17 protein-coding genes are annotated in these 17,726 nt (G+C 73.2%); 10 read left to right on the forward strand and 7 right to left on the reverse strand.

Going from position 1 to position 17,726, the window contains the following annotated elements; all coding sequences use genetic code 11:
* Positions 1–208: 208 nt before the first annotated feature.
* Positions 209–718, reverse strand: coding sequence for a GbsR/MarR family transcriptional regulator (locus ACIQMU_RS20230; RefSeq protein ID WP_402689353.1), 510 nt, complete (start codon positions 716–718; stop codon positions 209–211).
* A gap of 124 nt (positions 719–842) precedes the next feature.
* Between ACIQMU_RS20230 and ACIQMU_RS20235 the strand changes: the two genes are divergently transcribed.
* The 7 genes from ACIQMU_RS20235 (at position 843) to kdpC (ending at position 8,299) form a co-directional block, all read left to right on the forward strand.
* Entirely contained in the window at positions 843–1,805 is a 963-nt protein-coding gene (locus tag ACIQMU_RS20235) for an ATP-binding cassette domain-containing protein (RefSeq protein WP_402689354.1), read from the forward strand.
* Positions 1,802–3,463, forward strand: coding sequence for an ABC transporter permease (locus ACIQMU_RS20240; RefSeq protein WP_402689355.1), 1,662 nt, complete (start codon positions 1,802–1,804; stop codon positions 3,461–3,463). The genes ACIQMU_RS20235 and ACIQMU_RS20240 overlap by 4 nt, the downstream gene beginning before the upstream one ends.
* 135 nt (positions 3,464–3,598) lie before the next feature.
* Positions 3,599–3,772: a hypothetical protein gene (locus tag ACIQMU_RS20245; RefSeq protein WP_402689356.1), complete on the forward strand. Its 174-nt coding sequence runs from the start codon at positions 3,599–3,601 to the stop codon at positions 3,770–3,772.
* The gene (kdpF, locus tag ACIQMU_RS20250; protein ID WP_352240858.1) at positions 3,769–3,858 is read left to right on the forward strand and encodes a K(+)-transporting ATPase subunit F; all 90 of its coding nucleotides are present in this window, start codon (positions 3,769–3,771) and stop codon (positions 3,856–3,858) included. The genes ACIQMU_RS20245 and kdpF overlap by 4 nt, the downstream gene beginning before the upstream one ends.
* An 8-nt stretch (positions 3,859–3,866) precedes the next feature.
* Complete coding sequence (gene kdpA, locus ACIQMU_RS20255) at positions 3,867–5,531, forward strand: potassium-transporting ATPase subunit KdpA (RefSeq protein WP_402689357.1); 1,665 nt, start codon at positions 3,867–3,869, stop codon at positions 5,529–5,531.
* Positions 5,528–7,681, forward strand: coding sequence for a potassium-transporting ATPase subunit KdpB (gene kdpB, locus ACIQMU_RS20260; RefSeq protein ID WP_352240856.1), 2,154 nt, complete (start codon positions 5,528–5,530; stop codon positions 7,679–7,681). Before kdpA ends, kdpB begins: the two co-directional genes overlap by 4 nt.
* A 6-nt stretch (positions 7,682–7,687) precedes the next feature.
* Positions 7,688–8,299 (forward strand): potassium-transporting ATPase subunit KdpC, encoded by a 612-nt coding sequence (gene kdpC, locus ACIQMU_RS20265; protein WP_352240855.1) that lies wholly within the window; start codon positions 7,688–7,690, stop codon positions 8,297–8,299.
* Positions 8,300–8,356: 57 nt separating this feature from the next.
* On the opposite strand, the gene ACIQMU_RS20270 is transcribed toward kdpC, so the two are convergent.
* Positions 8,357–9,796, reverse strand: coding sequence for a hypothetical protein (locus tag ACIQMU_RS20270; protein WP_352240854.1), 1,440 nt, complete (start codon positions 9,794–9,796; stop codon positions 8,357–8,359).
* A gap of 152 nt (positions 9,797–9,948) precedes the next feature.
* Here ACIQMU_RS20270 and ACIQMU_RS20275 point away from each other — a divergent pair, with 152 nt between their 5' ends.
* The gene (locus ACIQMU_RS20275; protein ID WP_352240853.1) at positions 9,949–11,220 is read left to right on the forward strand and encodes a molybdopterin-dependent oxidoreductase; all 1,272 of its coding nucleotides are present in this window, start codon (positions 9,949–9,951) and stop codon (positions 11,218–11,220) included.
* Between the two features lie 391 nt (positions 11,221–11,611).
* Here the strand turns inward: ACIQMU_RS20275 and ACIQMU_RS20280 are convergent, their stop codons facing one another.
* Genes ACIQMU_RS20280 through ACIQMU_RS20290 form a run of 3 tightly spaced genes read right to left on the reverse strand, consistent with a single transcriptional unit; the run spans position 11,612 to position 13,916 of the window.
* Positions 11,612–12,496, reverse strand: a complete 885-nt coding sequence (locus tag ACIQMU_RS20280; protein WP_402689358.1) for a class I SAM-dependent methyltransferase — start codon at positions 12,494–12,496, stop codon at positions 11,612–11,614.
* Positions 12,493–13,170, reverse strand: a complete 678-nt coding sequence (locus ACIQMU_RS20285; protein ID WP_352240851.1) for a DUF2064 domain-containing protein — start codon at positions 13,168–13,170, stop codon at positions 12,493–12,495. Before ACIQMU_RS20285 ends, ACIQMU_RS20280 begins: the two co-directional genes overlap by 4 nt.
* On the reverse strand, positions 13,167–13,916 hold the full coding sequence (locus ACIQMU_RS20290) for a glycosyltransferase family 2 protein (protein WP_402689359.1): 750 nt from the start codon (positions 13,914–13,916) through the stop codon (positions 13,167–13,169). The genes ACIQMU_RS20285 and ACIQMU_RS20290 overlap by 4 nt, the downstream gene beginning before the upstream one ends.
* A gap of 124 nt (positions 13,917–14,040) precedes the next feature.
* Between ACIQMU_RS20290 and ACIQMU_RS20295 the strand changes: the two genes are divergently transcribed.
* Both ACIQMU_RS20295 and ACIQMU_RS20300 read left to right on the forward strand, forming a co-directional pair.
* On the forward strand, positions 14,041–14,862 hold the full coding sequence (locus ACIQMU_RS20295; protein ID WP_402689360.1) for a response regulator transcription factor: 822 nt from the start codon (positions 14,041–14,043) through the stop codon (positions 14,860–14,862).
* Positions 14,859–15,965 carry a HAMP domain-containing sensor histidine kinase gene (locus ACIQMU_RS20300; RefSeq protein WP_352240848.1) on the forward strand — a complete coding sequence of 369 codons (1,107 nt, stop codon included), beginning with the start codon at positions 14,859–14,861 and terminating at the stop codon, positions 15,963–15,965. The genes ACIQMU_RS20295 and ACIQMU_RS20300 overlap by 4 nt, the downstream gene beginning before the upstream one ends.
* Here ACIQMU_RS20300 and ACIQMU_RS20305 read toward each other — a convergent pair.
* The gene (locus ACIQMU_RS20305) at positions 15,946–17,043 is read right to left on the reverse strand and encodes an NAD-dependent epimerase/dehydratase family protein (protein ID WP_402689361.1); all 1,098 of its coding nucleotides are present in this window, start codon (positions 17,041–17,043) and stop codon (positions 15,946–15,948) included. The genes ACIQMU_RS20300 and ACIQMU_RS20305 overlap by 20 nt on opposite strands.
* A gap of 86 nt (positions 17,044–17,129) precedes the next feature.
* Positions 17,130–17,645, reverse strand: coding sequence for a nitroreductase family deazaflavin-dependent oxidoreductase (locus tag ACIQMU_RS20310; RefSeq protein ID WP_352240846.1), 516 nt, complete (start codon positions 17,643–17,645; stop codon positions 17,130–17,132).
* Positions 17,646–17,726 lie beyond the last annotated feature (81 nt).

Below are 17,726 nucleotides of genomic sequence, written 5' to 3' on the forward strand. Positions count from 1 at the left end.
CCACGCCGGGGGGGGGGCCGGGCCCCCGCCGGGCGGGGGGGCGCATGGCCCCCCGCGGGGGGGCCGCCCCCCCCCCCCCGGGCCGGGGCCCGGGGGGGGGGGCGGGGGGGGCCCCCCCCCCCCGCCCCCGTGTCCCCAGCCCCCTCGTCACCGGCCGGGAAACGGCGGCGCACGTCGTAGCGGCTGTGGAGCGGATGCCCGCGCCGCCTCAGTGGCCGAGGTGTTCGTCCCGGTGCGCGGCCCAGCGCTGCATCAGCGACCCGAACTCCTTGTCCAGGAACCGGAAGAACTCCAGGCTGGTGTTGATCCGGCGTCCCTGCGGGGTGTCGAGGCCGAAGTGGTCCACCCCTTCCCGCATCGTGGCCTGCCAGTTCTTGAGGATGGCGTCCCGTTCGAGCAGCGCGTTGTACCACTGCTCGCTCTGCACGCGGTAGCGCTCACGCCGTGACCCCGGCTCACGCTCGCGGCTGACCATGTTGACCTGGGCGAGGTAGCGAACGGCGCCCGATACGGCCGCCGGGCTGATCTTCAGCCGTTCGCCCAGTTCGGCGGAGGTGAGGGCGCCCCGCTCCGAGACGAGCAGGGCGGCGAAGACCCTGGAGGGCATACGCGGCATACCCGCCTGGACCAGCTGGGCGGCGAAGCGCTCCACGAACCGGGAGGCGGCCGCCTCGTCGTCGCTGCCGTCCGCGCGGCTCTCTTCCTGCCGCTCATCCATGTTCCGACTCCGGTATCCGTGGTGTCCGACGCCCGCGTGCCGCCCGCGCCCCGGGTCAGCCTATCGAGCGATTCATACGCTTTCTTAACTTCACAAGTTTCTGAAATGAGCGTACGTTCGGAATATGAAGAAGGCAATCACAGTCGCCGGACTGCACAAGTCGTTCGGTGCGACGCGCGCGCTGGACGGGCTCGACCTCGCGGTCGAGGCCGGCGAGGTCCATGGCTTCCTCGGGCCCAACGGGGCGGGCAAGTCCACGACGATCCGCGTCCTGCTCGGGCTGCTGCGCGCCGACTCCGGCGCCGTCCAGCTCCTGGGCAAGGATCCGTGGAACGACGCGGTCGAGCTGCACCGGCGGCTCGCCTACGTCCCCGGGGACGTCGAACTGTGGCCGGGCCTCACCGGAGGAGAGGCCATCGACCTGCTGGCGAAGCTGCGCGGCGGCATCGACCGGCGGCGGCGCGACGAGCTCATCGAACGGTTCGACCTCGATCCGGTCAAGAAGGGCCGCGCCTACTCCAAGGGCAACCGGCAGAAGGTCGCCATCGTCGCCGCGCTCGCCTCCGACGCCGAACTGCTGCTCCTGGACGAACCCACGGCCGGCCTCGACCCGTTGATGGAGGTCGTCTTCCAGGACGTCATCCTCCAGGCGAAGGCCGCGGGGAAGACCGTGCTGCTCTCCAGCCACATCCTGGCCCAGGTCGAGAAGCTCTGCGACCGCGTCAGCATCGTCCGGCAGGGACGCACCGTGCAGTCGGGCACGCTCGGCGAGATGCGCCACCTCACGCGCACGACGGTCGAGGCCGAGATCGATCGCCCGGCCACCGGACTCGACGCCATGCCCGGCGTCCACGAACTGCGGGTGACGGGCCGGAGGGTGAACTTCGCCGTGGACGGGGGCCACCTCGACGCGGCGATCCGCGGGCTCGGCGAGTTCGGCATCCGGAGCCTGACCAGCCATCCGCCGACCCTCGAAGAACTGATGCTCCGTCACTACGGCGACGAACTCGCGTCCAACGGCCGTACGGACGACGCCGGAAACACCTCATCCGGCTCCTCGGGCGGAAACGGCGGCGTGGCCCGATGACCAGCACCACCGCCGGGCCCGACGCCCCCGAGAAGTCCGCGCCCGCCAGGACCGTCGCCGACGCCCTGACCGGCACCGGCACCCTGATCCGGTTCGGCCTGCGCCGGGACCGTGTCCGCCTGTCCCTGTGGCTGCTCGCCCTCACCCTGGGCACGCTGGTGACAGCGGCCCAGTACAAGGCGCTCTACTCCACGCCCGCGGAACGCGCCGCCGCCGTCAGCTCCATGGACAGTCCCGCCGCGCTCGCCATGACCGGCCCCCGCCACTATCTCTCCGACTACACCGTCGGGGCGATCCTCGGCCACCAGCTGCTCGGCTTCATGGCCGTCCTGGTCGGCCTGATGAGCGTCCTGATCGTCACCCGGCACACCCGCGACGAGGAAGAGACCGGCCGCGCCGAACTGGTCCGCTCCACCGTCGTCGGACGCCACGCGCAACTCGCCTCCGCGCTGGCGATCGCCGCCGTCGCCAACCTCGTGCTCGCCCTCCTGCTGGCCCTGGGGCTCACCGCCGTGGGCATCGACCGAAGCGGCCCGGGCGGGGCGCTGCTCTACGGCCTCGCGCACGCCGCCATCGGGCTCGCCTTCGCCGGGGTCGCCGCCGTCACGGCGCAGATCACGGCGCACACCCGGGGCGCCACGGGCATGGCGCTCGCCGTGATCGGCGTCGCCTATGTCCTGCGGGTCGCCGGCGACGTGGGCAACGGCGTCCTTTCGTGGCTGAGCCCGATCGGCTGGACCCAGCGCAGTTACGTCTTCGTCGACAACCGGTGGTGGCCGCCGGCCCTCTGCCTGCTCCTCGCCGCGCTGACCGCGGCCTACGGCTTCGTGCTGAGCACCCGGCGCGACGTCGGCGCGGGCCTGCGCTCCGAGCGGATCGGCCGGCGCACGGCCTCCGACGCGCTCGTCCGGCCCTTGGGTCTCGCTCTGCGTCTGCACCGGGCGACCCTGCTGGGCTTCGGGGCCGGACTGTGCCTGATGGGCGTCATGTACGGCTCGATCCTCGGCGAGGCCGCCGACATGGTGAAGGACATCGATCAGGTCCAGGAGGCGCTGGCGGAGATCGGCGGCAGCACGGTGGCCGAGTCGTTCGCGTCCATGGTGATGGTGATCGTCGCGGTCGTCGCCGCCGTGTACGTGGTGATGGCCACGCTGCGTCCGCGGGCCGAGGAGAGCGCCGGCCGTGCCGAACCGCTCCTGGCCACCGGCCTCTCCCGGGACCGCTGGCTCGGGGCCCACGTCGCGGTCGCGCTGGCCGGCGGCACGGTGCTGATGGTCCTCGCCGGACTGGGCTTCGGCCTCGCGGGCGCGGGGCCGGCGGGCGACGGAGACCTGGTGCTCGAACTGGTCGGAGCGGCCGCCGCCTACGCCCCGGCGCTGTGGGTGACCGTCGGCGTGGCCGTCCTGCTCTTCGGCTGGGCCCCCCGGGCGGGGGCTGCCGCCTGGATCGTGCCCGTGTACGCGTTTCTCGTCGGGTACCTGGGGCCGATCCTCCAGCTCCCGGACTGGACGACGAACCTGTCGCCCTTCGGCCATGTGCCCCGGCTTCCGGCCGCCGGGATGAACTGGACCCCGCTGCTCGTGCTGACCGCCGTCGCGGCCGGACTGATCCTGCTCGGGCTGGCCGGCTTCCGCCGCCGGGACCTCGACACCAAGTGACGCACGCCCGAGAACGGCGACAGCAGGTGTGAGCGCGCGCTCCCGCCCCCGCAGGGGGCCGGGAGCGCGCCCCGTTCCGCCACGCCCCGGCGCCTCATTTCGTATGGGCGGCGTCAAGGATGCGGCGTGCCGCGTATGGGCGCTGTCAAAGGGGATCCGCCTTTCGCCGGGTGTGGGCTTTCCTCGTGGAGTCCGTTCGTTTCCGAACTTTTCCAGGAGTATGCGATGGCCGATCTGGCCTTCGTCGTCACCACCGTCGCGATATTCGCGCTCGTGGCCCTCATCGCCAAGGGGGTGGCGAAGCTGTGACTGCCGAGAACATCGTGGGGCTGGCCGTCGCCACCGCCCTGCTGGGATATCTCGTCCTCGCCCTCCTCTACCCGGAGAGGTTCTGAGTACGGATATGAGTCCCGTTCTTGCTGATGTGCTCCAGGTGTCCGTCCTGGTCGCCGCGCTGGCGCTGGTGCACAAGCCTCTCGGCGACCACATGGCCGCCGTCTTCTCCTCCGAAAAGCATCTGCGGGTGGAGAAGTGGATCTACCGCGCGGTCGGGGCGAACCCGGACGCCCAGATGCGCTGGCCCGCCTATATGCGGGGGGTGCTCGCGTTCTCCGCGGTGAGCGTCCTCTTCCTTTACCTGCTCATGCGGGTACAGGACCACGCACCGTTGTCACTCGGATTCGACGCGATCTCGCCCGACCAGGCTTTCAACACGGCCGTTTCCTTCACGTCCAATACCAACTGGCAGTCGTACGCGGGCGAGTCGGCGATGAGCCACATCACCCAGACCGGCGGCCTGGCCGTGCAGAACTTCGTCTCGGCCGCCGTCGGCATCGCCGTGGCCGTCGCGCTCGTACGCGGCTTCGCCAGGTCCCGTACCGGTGAACTGGGCAACTTCTGGGCCGACCTGGTGCGCGGAGTGGTCCGCGTGCTGGTCCCGGTATCCGTGGTGGCGGCGGTGCTGCTGGTCGCCGCGGGCGCGATCCAGAACTTCGCGGGCGTGCACGAACTGACCACGGTCACCGGGCAGACCCAGAGCATCTCGCCGGGAGCGGTGGCCTCGCAGGAGGCCATCAAGAACCTGGGAACGAACGGCGGCGGCTACTTCAACGCCAACGCGGCGCACCCCTTCGAGAACCCCAACGGCTTCTCCAACCTGCTGACGATCTTCCTGCTGCTGGTGATCCCGTTCTCGCTGCCGCGCACCTTCGGCACGATGACGGGCTCGGCCAGGCAGGGCTACGCCATCGTCGCGGCCATGGGCGCGATCTGGTTCGTCGGCGTGCTGCTGGTCACCTGGATCGAGTACGCCCACCCCGGGACCGCCTCGCAGCTCGCGGGCGGCGCGATGGAGGGCAAGGAACAGCGGTTCGGTGAGGGCTCCTCCTCGCTGTTCGCGGTCTCCACCACCATGACCTCCACCGGTTCGGTCAATTCGTTCCACGACTCCTACAGCGGGCTCTCGGGAGGCGTCCTGCTGCTCGGCATGATGCTCGGCGAGATCGCGCCCGGCGGCGTCGGCTCCGGCCTCTACGGCATGCTGATCATGGCGGTCATCTCGGTGTTCATCGCCGGACTGATGGTCGGCCGCACCCCCGAGTACCTCGGCAGGAAGATCGGCACCCGCGAGATCAAGCTCGCCGCGTGCTCCCTCCTCGTCACCCCGGCGCTCGTCCTGACCGGCACCGCTCTGGCGATGGCCACCGGAAACGGCGAGTCGTCCATGACCAACACCGGCGCGCACGGCTTCTCCGAGGTCCTCTACGCGTACACCTCCACGTCCAACAACAACGGCTCCGCGTTCGCCGGCTTCGCCGCCGACACCGGGTACCACAACACCGCGCTCGGGCTGTGCATGGCCCTGGGCCGGTTCCTGCCGATGGTGTTCGTCCTGGCGCTGGCCGGCTCGCTCGCCGAGCAGAAGCCGGTCCCCGTCACCGCGGGCACGCTGCGGACCGAGAAACCCCTGTTCACCGGCCTCCTGGTCGGCACCATCATGATCATCACCGGTCTGACGTTCTTCCCCGCACTCGCGCTGGGGCCGCTCGCCGAAGGGCTCGCGGCATGACCACCGACGTAACGAAGCAGGATGCTGTGTCCCAGACGACGACGGCCGTATCCGCCATCGCACCCGACCCGGAGGCGCCTTCCGGGGCCCTGCCGGCCGGGCGGGTCGGAGGAGGACTCTTCGACCCGGGACAGCTGGTCAGGTCCTTCCCCGAGGCCCTGCGCAAGCTCTCCCCCCGGGTGATGATCACCTCGCCCGTCATGTTCGTGGTCCTCGTCGGCTCGGTGGTCACCACCGTGCTCGCGGTCAAGGACCCGACCGACCTCTTCGGCTGGGCCATCGCCGGCTGGCTCTGGCTCACCACGATCTTCGCCAACCTGGCCGAGGCGGTGGCCGAGGGCCGGGGCAAGGCCCAGGCCGACACCCTCCGCAAGGCCAAGACCGACACGGTCGCCCGCCGCCTCGCCGGAGGCGTCGAGGAGCGGGTCCCCGGCACCGACCTGCGGATCGACGACCTCGTCGTGTGCGAGGCCGGCGACGTCATCCCCGGCGACGGCGATGTCGTCGAAGGCGTCGCCAGCGTCGACGAATCCGCGATCACCGGCGAATCGGCCCCCGTCATCCGCGAGTCGGGCGGTGACCGCTCGGCCGTGACCGGCGGCACGAAGGTGCTGTCCGACCGCGTCGTCATCAGGATCACGACGAAGCCCGGAGAGACCTTCATCGACCGGATGATCAACCTGGTCGAGGGTGCGGCCCGGCAGAAGACCCCCAACGAGATCGCCCTCAACATCCTGCTGGCGGCCCTCACCGTCGTCTTCCTGCTCGCGGTCGTGACGCTGAAGCCCTTCGCGATCCACGCGGGCGCCGACCAGCAGACCTCGATGATCGTCCTGACGGCGCTCCTCGTCTGTCTGATCCCGACGACGATCGGCGCACTCCTCTCCGCGATCGGCATCGCCGGCATGGACCGCCTGGTCCAGCGCAACGTGCTGGCCATGTCGGGCCGTGCGGTGGAGGCCGCCGGCGACGTGTCGACCCTGCTCCTGGACAAGACCGGCACCATCACCCTCGGCAACCGGCAGGCCGCCGAGTTCGTCCCGGTCAGGGGTACGACGGAGGCCGAGCTGGCCGACGCCGCGCAGCTGTCCTCGCTGGCCGACGAGACGCCCGAGGGGCGCTCCGTCGTGGTCCTGGCCAAGGAGAAGTACGGTCTGCGCGAGCGCCGCCAGGGCGAACCGGCCCACGCCCAGTGGGTCGCCTTCACGGCGCAGACCCGGATGTCCGGCGTCGACGTCGTGGAGCGAGGCGCCGGGCGCAAGGTCCGCAAAGGCGCGGCCGGATCCGTCGCCGCCTGGGTGCAGGAGCGGGGCGGGGTCGTCCGTGAGGACACGCGGGCGCTCACCGACCGCATCTCCTCGGCCGGCGGGACCCCGCTGCTGGTGGCCGTCGAGGACGCTCTCGGCGCCCGGGTCCTCGGTGTCATCCACCTCAAGGACGTGGTGAAGGAGGGTATGCGGGAGCGGTTCGACGAGCTGCGCCGCATGGGCATCCGTACGGTCATGATCACGGGCGACAACCAGCTGACCGCCCGGGCCATCGCCGAGGAGGCCGGGGTCGACGACTTCCTGGCCGAGGCGACCCCCGAGGACAAGATGGCCCTCATCAAGCGGGAGCAGGCGGGAGGCAAGCTCGTCGCGATGACCGGCGACGGCACGAACGACGCCCCGGCACTGGCCCAGGCGGACGTCGGCGTGGCGATGAACACCGGCACCTCGGCCGCCAAGGAGGCCGGGAACATGGTGGACCTCGACTCCGACCCCACCAAGCTGATCGAGATCGTGGAGATCGGCAAGCAACTCCTCATCACCCGGGGAGCCCTGACCACCTTCTCCATCGCCAACGACGTCGCGAAGTACTTCGCGATCATCCCCGCCATGTTCGCGGTGGCGTACCCGTCGCTGGACAAGCTGAACATCATGGGCCTGGCCTCGCCCCAGTCCGCGATCCTGTCGGCCGTCGTCTTCAACGCGCTGATCATCGTCGCGCTGGTCCCCCTCGCGCTGCGAGGCGTGCGGTACCGGCCGGCGAGCGCGGACCGGATGCTGCGCCGCAACCTCGCCGTCTACGGGCTCGGCGGTCTGATCGCCCCGTTCGCCGGCATCAAGATCATCGACCTGCTCATCTCCCTCATCCCCGGAATCGGCTGACTGATCATGAACAACTCCGTAGGGAACACGGGCCGTCTGGTCTGGGCCGCGCTGCGCATGCTGCTGGTGCTCACGGCCGTCACCGGCGTCGCCTACCCGCTGGCCGTCACCGGCGTCGCGCAGGGACTCTTCCACGACCGGGCCAACGGCTCGATCGTGCGTGCCGAGGGGAGGGACGTCGGGTCCGCCCTCATCGGACAGACCTGGAACATCGAAGGGACCGGCGAACCCGACCCCGTGTGGTTCCAGCCGAGGCCGTCGAACAGCGACTACGACCCGCTGGCCACGGGCTCCGGCCAGCTCGGAGCCTCCGACGCCACCCTGACCAGGACGGTCGGGGAGACGAGGAGGGCCGTCGCCGCCTTCAACGGGGTGCCCGTGTCGGAGGTCCCCAAGGACGCGGTCACCGGATCGGCCTCCGCGATCGACCCGCACATCTCACCGGCGTACGCGGACCTCCAGGTGAAGCGGGTCGCCAGGGCCAACGGACTGACCGCCCGGCAGGTCGCCGCGCTGGTGGACCGGCACACCGAGGGCCGCACCGCCGGATTCCTCGGACAGCCCCACGTCAACGTCCTCCGGCTCAACCTCGCGCTGAAGGACCTGGCCGCCGGCTGAGATCCGCGGAGGCGGCGCACCGCGCGGGAGACCCGGACGGCCCCCGTGTTGCGCCGCTCACCAGCCCGTCCACAGGAGGTGGTTGATCAGCAGGGCCGGAACGGCCGACGCCACCAGCCAGTACCGCACACCCCGTCGCGGGAGCAGCGCCGCCGCCGGCAGCAGCCACAGCAGGAACGGCTGCCAGATGCGCTCGGTCTCCGCCTTGCTCATGCCGGAGAGGTCCGCCGCGAGCAGCGCCGCCAGCGCCGCCAGGACGAGCAGCGCCAGCCTCCCTTCCGGGGAGGCCGCCGCGGGGCCGCCCACGAGGGCTCGTACGGCACCGGGAGCGGCCGCCGCGCTCCGGCGCAGCCCGGCGACGGCGGCGAGCCCGGCCGCGAGGGTCGCACAGGCCAGGTTGGCCCAGACCCAGTAGCCGTACGGGCGGACGCCGCCCGCGCCCTGGTAGTAGCGCTCGACCAGCAGGTGGTAGGCCGTCCACCAGTTGAACCCGGTGAGCGTGAAGGCCACGGGGACCACCAGGGCGCCGAGGAGGAACAACGGCACCGGGCGGGCGGTCCGGGCGAGCACCAGCACGGCCAGTAGCACGGCCGCCATCAGCCCCAGCCCGTAACTGAGGTAGCAGGTCCACCCGAACAGCAGACCCCCGCCGGCCGCGGCGGCGGCGGGGAAACGGACCCGGCGGGTGGCGGCCAGGGCGAGCAGCGCCACCGACCAGGCGGCGACGGCCGTGAAGTAGCCGTCGGCGGAGACGCCCGCCCAGACGGCGGCCGGGGCCAGGACGAGGAAGGGCGCGGCACGCCGGGCCAGGCGCTCACCGGCCAGCACCCGCACGGTGATCAGGGCGGCCAGCACCGCCGAACTGCCCGCCACGACACACCAGAGCGCCGCCCAGGCCCCGCCGCCGAGACCGATGCGGTCCAGCCACACGAAGGACAGCGTCGCGCCCGGCGGGTGCCCCGCGACATGGGCCGGCCAGTTGCCCGGCTCGCCGATCACGATGTGGTTCGTGAAGTCGCGCAGGGTCGCGGGGATGTCCTCGAAGCGGTCGATGACCCGCAGGTACTCGTGCTTCGTGGTGAGCCGCTTGGCGACGCCCCGGTGCCAGCCGTCGATCAGCGCCATCGAGAAGACCCAGGCCATGGACCCGGCCCAGGCCGCCGCCAGCAGACGCCGCCAGGGCAGCCGGGCGGCGAGCGGCGGGCCGTAGCAGACCACCAGGACCGCCATGACCAGGGCGGCCGGAGTCCCCGGGCCCAGGTGCGGGTCCCAGGAGGCCAGCAGCGGAGGCCACTGGGCGCGCAGGCTCCCGTCCCGGTTCTGGATGACATGGCCGATCACGACCGCGGCCGCGATCAGCAGTACGCCCGCGGCGGCGGCGATCAGGTCGGCCCGCCCCGCGCGCCGGGCAGGTTCGTGGGTGCGGTCCGGCGGTGCGGGCGGGCCGTGCCCCGTGCCGCCGGCGGTGTCCGTGGGGGTGGCGTCCTCGGTCTTCACGTTGGCACGCTATGCACATCGGGCGGCGATCGGGCGGTACGGCGGGGCCGCGTCACCGAACCGTCAGATGTGCCGTCGGCCGTCCGGACGTCAGAAATTCGTCAGGAGTCGCAGCCGCCCGCCGACGGGGTCTCCCGCTTAGCGTCGGCCTCATGCCCGAACGCCGCCGGACCCTCTCCCTCCCCGCCTCCCTCCGCACTCCGCGTACGCCCGCCGACCCGGGATTCTGGCGCAGCCCCGTGCGCGGCGCCCGTTTCACCGCCGTGCTCGGCGTCGTCCTCCTCGCGGGGCTCACGCTGCTGTTCGTCACCGGGCTGCTCTCGTACGCCGCCTACAACCCGGACCTGAACCGGGTCAACGACAAGACCCCGGGCAAGGGGTGGCTCGGCTTCTACCTGTTCGCCTGGCCGACCGGTCCGCACTGGCTCTACCGGCTGACCCAGGGCCTCCACGTCACCGTCGGCATCGTGCTCGTGCCCGTGCTGCTCGCCAAGCTCTGGTCGGTGGTCCCCCGGCTCTTCGCGCTGCCGCCCGCCCGTTCCGTGGGCCACGCACTGGAGCGGATCTCGCTGCTGCTGCTCGTGGGCGGGGCGCTGTTCGAGTTCCTCACCGGACTGCTCAACATCCAGCTGGACTACCTCTTCCCCGGGTCGTTCTACACCCTGCACTTCTACGGGGCCTGGGTCTTCCTCGCCGGTTTCGTCACCCATGTCGCGCTCAAGACGCCCCGGGCCGTACGGGTGTTGCGCAACGGCGTCCCGCGCGGCGAACCGGACACCCTGGCCGCCCCCGACCCGCTGCCCGCCACCCTGTCCCGACGCGGCGCGCTGGCCATGGTCGGGGCCGGTTCGCTCCTTCTGCTGGTCACCTCGGCCGGTCGCAGCTTCGACGGGCCGCTGCGCAGCGTCGCGCTCCTCACTCCGCGCGGCGGCACCGACCCGGGGCCGGGGCCCAACGCCTTCCAGATCAACAAGACCGCCGCCGCCGTACGGATCAGGCCCGCCGACACCGGTGAGCGCTGGCGGCTGACGGTACGGGGGCCGGCCGGGGAGTTCCGCCTCTCCCGGGACGAGCTGCTGGCCATGGAACAGCACACCGCGGCGCTCCCGATCGCCTGCGTGGAGGGCTGGTCGACCTCGGACCAGCTCTGGCGCGGCGTCCGGCTCTCCGACCTCGCCACGCTCGCCGGACACCCGGACCACCCACCGGGCGTCTTCGTCGAGTCGCTCCAGCGCAGCGGTTCCTTCCGCAGGGCCGCACTGCGCGACAACCAGGTGCGCGACGGCCGCTCGCTGCTCGCGCTGGAGGTGAACGGCGCGCCGCTGTCGCCCGACCACGGCTACCCGGCCCGGATCATCGTCCCCGCCGCGCCCGGGGTGCTGAACACCAAGTGGGTCGAGTCCCTGACGTTCGGAGAGCTGTGATGTCCACCCGAGCCGTGCCGCCGCCCGCCGCGCCCCGTCGCCCGCGCTTCTCGCCGCGCCGCTCCTACGGCCAGGGGCCGCTCCAGCTCCTCCTGCTCGCCGCCACGTTCTGCCTGGCGGGCTACGCGGGCGTACGGCTGCTGGACGGGGACACCGTCGGCGTGCTGCTCTGGTTCGCCGGGTCGGCCGTCCTGCACGACCTGGTGCTGCTGCCGGTGTACGCCGGGGCCGACCGCGCGCTGCGCGCCGCGCTCGGCTCCCGGCCCGCCCTGGTGAACTTCGTCCGGGTGCCGGCGTTCCTCTCCGGGCTGCTCCTGCTGATCTGGTTCCCGCTGATCTCCCGGCGGACCGAACGGCGGTACGAGGCCGCCGCCGGCGCCTCCCCGGACGTCTACTTCGGCAACTGGCTGCTGATCACCGGTGCGCTGTTCGCGCTCTCCGCGCTCTGGCTGTCGGCCCGGGCCCTCCGCTCCCGTACGGGACGGCGCAGCGAGACGAAGGTCCGCCCCTCCGCCCCCCACTGATCGCCCGCACGCCAGCCGGCCGCACCGGCGTGCCGCAGCAGGGCGGGCGTCCCCATCCGGGCCCAGGGGAACGGCTCGGCGGCGGCGTCGCGCGCGGAGGCGGGGGCGGCCGGCCCGCCCCGGCCGTCGTCGAGGCGGACCCGGAGCCGTTCGTCCACATCGACGGGAGCGGTCTCGGCGATCAGCAGCCCGCCTGCGCCGAGCAGCTCGGCCGCCCGGTCCAGCAGGGCGGCGGGGTCGCCCCCGATGCCGATGTTGCCGTCGAGGAGCAGGAGGGTCCCCCAACGGCCCTCCCCGGGCAGCGGGTCGAACACGCTGCGCAGCAGAGCCGCGCCGCCCAGCCCGCGCGTACGGGCCACCGCCGCCTCGCTGACGTCGATGCCCAGGACCCGGTGCCCCAGCGAGGTCAGCTCGGCGACCAGCCGCCCCGGCCCGCAGCCGATGTCCAGCACCGGCCCCTCGCACCGGCGCAGGGCCGACAGATCGGCGGAGCCCGCCCCCGAGCACCAGCGCTCCACGTCCAGGGGCAGCAGCCAGCCGTCGCCGCGGCGCAGGAAGAGCGGACCGCGCCCGGCGCGCAGGGCGTCGGCGTACGGGTCGGCACCCCACGGAGCGGTGCGGACCGGTCCCGGCCGGGTCGGCGTGTCCCCGGGATACGTCCCGCCGGAGGCGGCCTCATGGGTGTCGGGTGCTCCGGTGGCGCCGGAGGACGCTGCCGCGGCCAGTTCGGACGAGGGCACGGTCGTGCTCATCGGACCCCCGCCCCGGTCAGCCCGCCGAGCGCCGCGGCGAACCGGCCGCCCGGCGCGGCCGACGCGACCCGGTGGGCGTCGGCCGCGGTGTCCACGTCGACCAGCACCGGCAGATCGCGCACGGTCAGCCCGGCCTCCACCAGCCTGCGCCGCTGCACCGCACCGGTCTCCGGGACGGACATCGGCACTCCGCGCAGCAGTGCGGGATCCGGGTCCGCCAGGCCGAGGGCCCAGAAGCCGCCGTCCTCGGCCGGCCCGAACCAGGCCCCGACGCCCTCCCAGGCGTCGGGGGCGAGGGCCGGAGCCAGCAGCGCGGCGGTGATCTGCGGGGTGTCCATGCCGACCAGGAGGGCCGGCCCCGCGCACCCGCCGAAGGCCGCCGCGAGGCGCTCGTCGAGACCGCCCGCGCTCTGCGGCACCACCTCGAACCCCGGAGGCACCCAGGGGCCCGGCCGCCCGTCGAGGACCAGGACGCGCCGCCGGGCGGGGAGGGCGAGCACGGCCTCCAGGGTGTCCGCCAGAGCGGCGGCGGCCAGCTCGGCGGCCTCGGCGGGGGAGAAGGGCGGGCAGAGCCGGGTCTTGACCCGCCCGGCCACCGGTTCCTTCGCGATGACCAGCAGCTCGGTGGGTCCGCCCCTGTTCGTCGGACGGTTCCCGTCTCCGTACGCGGTCATCGGACGGCCTCCGTCTCCGCCCGCGCGGTCCGGTCCGCCGGTGGCTCCCGAAGAACGCCCCGCATGTCGCGCACCGCCTGCCAGGTCCCGCGCCAGGTGCCGGTCACCTTCGACTTCCCCGTGCGCGGCCGGTAGGGGACATCGCTCTCGGCGACCCGCAGCCCGTTGTCGGAGGCGCGGACCACCATCTGGAGCGGATAGCCGCTGCGCCGGTCGGTGAGGTCCAGGGCGAGCAGGTCCTCACGGCGGGCCGCCCGCAGCGGGCCGAGGTCGTGCAGACGCAGGCCGGTGCGGCGGCGCAGCATCCGGGCCAGCGCCAGATTGCCGGCGCGCGCGTGCGGCGGCCAGGCGCCCCGCCCCTCGGGGCGGCGGCGGCCGAGCAGCAGGTCGCACTCGCCGTCCGCGATCCGCCGCACGAAGCCGGTCAGCAGCGCGGGATCGAGCGAGCCGTCGCAGTCGCAGAAGCAGACGAACTCCGCCTCGGCGGCGAGCAGTCCGGCGTGGCTTGCCGCGCCGAACCCGCGTCGCTCCTCCGTGACGACGCTCGCGCCGAGGGAGCGGGCGAGTTCGGCCGAGCCGTCGGTCGAGCCGTTGTCGACCACGATCGCGCGCCAGCCGTCGGGAATGCGATCGAGCACCCAGGGCAGTGCGGCCGCCTCGTCGAGGCAGGGCAGAACGATGTCGGCCTTCGGGAGGCCGGTGTGCGGGGCGGGAGGGAACGGGAGAGCGGCAGAGGAATCGGTCACCCGCCTCACCCTACGGAGACAACTCCGGCATTTAGGTCATCAGGTTCTTACGAAACATGGACATCGGCCGGATGGGGGTGATCGGCCCCCGACGCGCCGGGACGGGGGTGCCACAGTGGGCGCCATGGAGAACACCCCGCCCGCCGGGCATCCGGCGCCCGAGTTCCGGGAGGCGCGCGGCCGGGTCCTCGTCGTGGACGACGACCCGACCGTCGCCGAGGTCGTCGTCGGCTATCTGCGCCGCGCCGGTTACGCCGTCGAGCAGGCCGGCGACGGGCCCGCCGCGCTGGGACGGTTCGCGGCGCTCCGGCCCGACCTCGTCGTCCTGGACCTGATGCTCCCCGCCATGGACGGGTTCGAGGTCTGCCGCCGGATGCGCGAACAAGGACCCGTCCCCGTCATCATGCTCACCGCCCGCGGCGACGAGGAGGACCGCATCCTCGGACTGGAGACCGGCGCCGACGACTACGTCACCAAGCCCTTCAGTCCGCGCGAACTGGTCCTGCGGGTCGATTCCGTGCTGCGCCGCGCCCGGGCCGCCGTCCCGGCGCACGAGGCCGGCCCGCTGTCCGGAGGCGGACTGCGCCTCGACCCGGCGGCCCGACAGGTCTTCCGCGACGGACGCGGACTCTCGCTGACGGTGCGGGAGTTCGACCTTCTCGCCTTCCTCCTCCGGAACCCCGGAAAGGCGTTCGGGCGGGAGGAGCTGATGCGGGAGGTCTGGGGGTGGGACTTCGGGGACCTCTCGACGGTCACCGTCCACATCCGCAGGCTGCGCGGCAAGGTCGAGACGGACCCGGCCAGCCCCCGGCTGATCCGCACCGTGTGGGGCGTGGGGTACCGGCTGGACCTGGACGCGGGCGCGAGCGGCGGGGGAGCGGACCCGGACCGCTCGGGAGCCGGGCCGGCGGCCGCCCCGACGCCGCCCGGAGGGCGGTCGCTGTGAACGACGTCCTGCTCATCGCGCTCTTCGCCTTCCTGGGAGCGGCGGCGGCCGGGCTCTGCGGCGCGGGCGTCCTGCGTCTGCTGCGGCACCGTTCGCTGGTGGTCTCGTTGAGCGTCGTCGCCGGGGTGGCCGTCACGGCGATGCTCGCCGGGACGCTGTCGGTCGCCTGGGCGATGTTCCTCTCCTCCCACGATCTCTACGTCGTCACGACCGTCGTCGCCATGGCCGCCCTGGTCTCCCTGGCCACCGCCGTCGTGCTGGGCCGCTGGGTCGCCGCCCGGAGTCATGAACTGACCCTCGCCACGAGGTCGTTCGGCGACGGCGGCACCTTCGCCGCACCGAGCGGCCAGCCCACCGCCGAGCTGGCCGCGCTCGCCCGTGAACTGGCCGCCACCAGCGCCAAACTGGACAGCTCCCGGGAGCGGGAACGCGCTCTGGAGACCTCGCGGCGCGAACTCGTCGCCTGGATCTCGCACGATCTGCGCACCCCGCTCGCCGGACTGCGGGCGATGGCCGAGGCGCTGGAGGACGGCATGGCCGCCGACTCCGGGCGCTATCTGCGGCAGATCAGGACCGAGGTCGAGCGGATGAACGCAATGGTCGGCGACCTCTTCGAACTCTCCCGCATCCAGGCCGGTTCACTCACCCTGACGCCGGCCCGGATCTCCCTCTACGACCTGGTCGGCGACGCGCTGGCCGGGGCGGACCCGCTGGCCCGCGAGAACGGGGTGCGGCTGGTCGGCGACCGGATCGACGAGGTGCCGGTGGAGGTCGACGGCAAGGAGATGAGCCGGGTCCTGGGCAATCTCCTGATCAACGCCATCCGCCGCACCCCGCCCGACGGCACCGTGGCCGTCGCGGCGCACCGCTCGGACGGCGGCGTCGTACTGTCGGTGACCGACGGCTGCGGCGGAATTCCGGAGGAGGACCTGCCCCGGGTCTTCGACACCGGCTGGCGCGGCAGCCACGCCCGCACCCCGCCCGCCGGGGCGGGCCTCGGGCTCGCCATCGTGCGCGGCATCGTCGAGGCGCACGCCGGGCGGGCCGAGGTCCGCAACGTACAGGGCGGCTGCTGCTTCTCGGTCACGCTCCCGTCAGCGTGACGGCGCTCTCCTCCCGGCGGCCCCCCGAACCGCGCAGCGGCGCCGCCGCGAAGTCCTCCATGCCCTCGGCGAAGGAGACCCGGGGCCGCCAGCCCAGCTCCTCGCGCAGCGCCCGCGAGTCCGCCGTGACATGGCGTACGTCGCCGAGGCGGTACTCCCCGGTCACCACCGGGTCCGGCCCGCCGTGCGCGGCGGCCAGCGCGGCGGCCATCTCGCCGATGGTGTGCGGCTCCCCGCTGCCGGTGTTGTACGCGGCGAAGGAGGCGGCCCGCCGCTCCCGTACCGCCTCCAGGGCCACCGCGTTCGCCGCCGCCACGTCGTGGACGTGGACGAAGTCGCGCCGCTGGCCCCCGTCCTCGTAGACCCGGGGGGCCTCGCCGCGCGCCAGGGCGGAGCGGAAGAACGAGGCGACACCAGCGTACGGGGTGTCGCGCGGCATCCCCGGCCCGTACACGTTGTGATAGCGCAGCGACACCGCCCGGCCGCCCGTCGCCCGCGCCCACGCGGCGGCCAGGTGCTCCTGGGCCAGCTTGGTCGACGCGTACACGTTGCGCGGGTCCACCGGCGCGTCCTCGGCCACCAGGCCCGGTGAGAGCGCCGCTGCGCAGTCCGGGCAGCGCGGCTCGAAGCGTCCCGCCCGCAGATCGGCCTCCGCACGCGGCCCGGGACGGACCGTGCCGTGCCGGGGGCAGTCGTAGCGCCCCTCGCCGTAGACCACCATCGACCCGGCCAGCACCAGGTCGCGGACCCCGGCCGCGGCCATCTCCGCCAGCAGCACCGCCGTACCGAGGTCGTTGCATCCCACGTACAGCGGGGCGTCCGCGAAGTCCTTGCCGAGGCCCACCATGGCCGCCTGGTGGCACACCGCGTCCACCCCGGCCAGGGCGTCCGCCACCGTCTCCCGGTCCCGGACGTCCCCGACGATCACCCGGTCGCCCGGCGGCTCCGGGGGAGTGCCGCCGGGGTGGGCGGAGGGCAACAGGGCGTCCAGCACCACGCTCTCGTGCCCGGCCGCGGCGAGGGCGGCGACGACGTGTGACCCGATGAACCCGGCTCCGCCGGTGACCAGTACGCGCATGACCGCCACGCTAGGGCCCGGCGGGCCCTGGGCCCGGGCGCGGCTCGCACATGTCACGGGTCTGTAAGGACGCGCGGCGGGGCCCGTCAGCGCACGTGCTGGCCGGGCGCCGCGTCGAGGCGTACGAACGGGATGTGACGGCCGGCCCGCCGGTAGGAGTCCGCGCTCCCGTCGGCGACGTCGAAACCCATGAAGGAGCACAGCCGACGGGCCGTGCGGGGGCGGGTACGGGCGTAGCGGGCCATGATCTCGGCGCCCTCGTCGGCGCTCGGGAAGTGGGCGGTGACGGCGTAGTGGCGGGTGCCGACCTGGATCGTGGTCTTCGGTGCGGCCCGCAGATTGCGGTACCAGGCGGCCTTGGGGCCGAAACCGGAGGCCAGGGTCCAGCTCCCCTCCCCGGCGTCGTGGGCCACGACCTCCAGGGCCACCCGCCGGTCCAGCCCGCTGTTCCGGCCGGTGTGGTGCAGGAGCAGCAGACGTCGGCCGAAGACCGGGCCGAGGCCCACGCGGTAGAAGGCTATGGGCAGACGGGCCAGCCGCCGCCGCCAGCCGCGTGGCAGGGGCGGGCGGCCGCGCCCGGCGTGTGGTTGTGACCTCGTCACAGCACCTCCTCGGGACGCGAACGGGAGTCGACGGCACAGCGCGGACCGGCTCGACTCTTAGTTTGTGCAATCTTTGCACAG

The organism is Streptomyces sp. NPDC091649 (assembly GCF_044756785.1).
Lineage (GTDB): Bacteria > Actinomycetota > Actinomycetes > Streptomycetales > Streptomycetaceae > Streptomyces.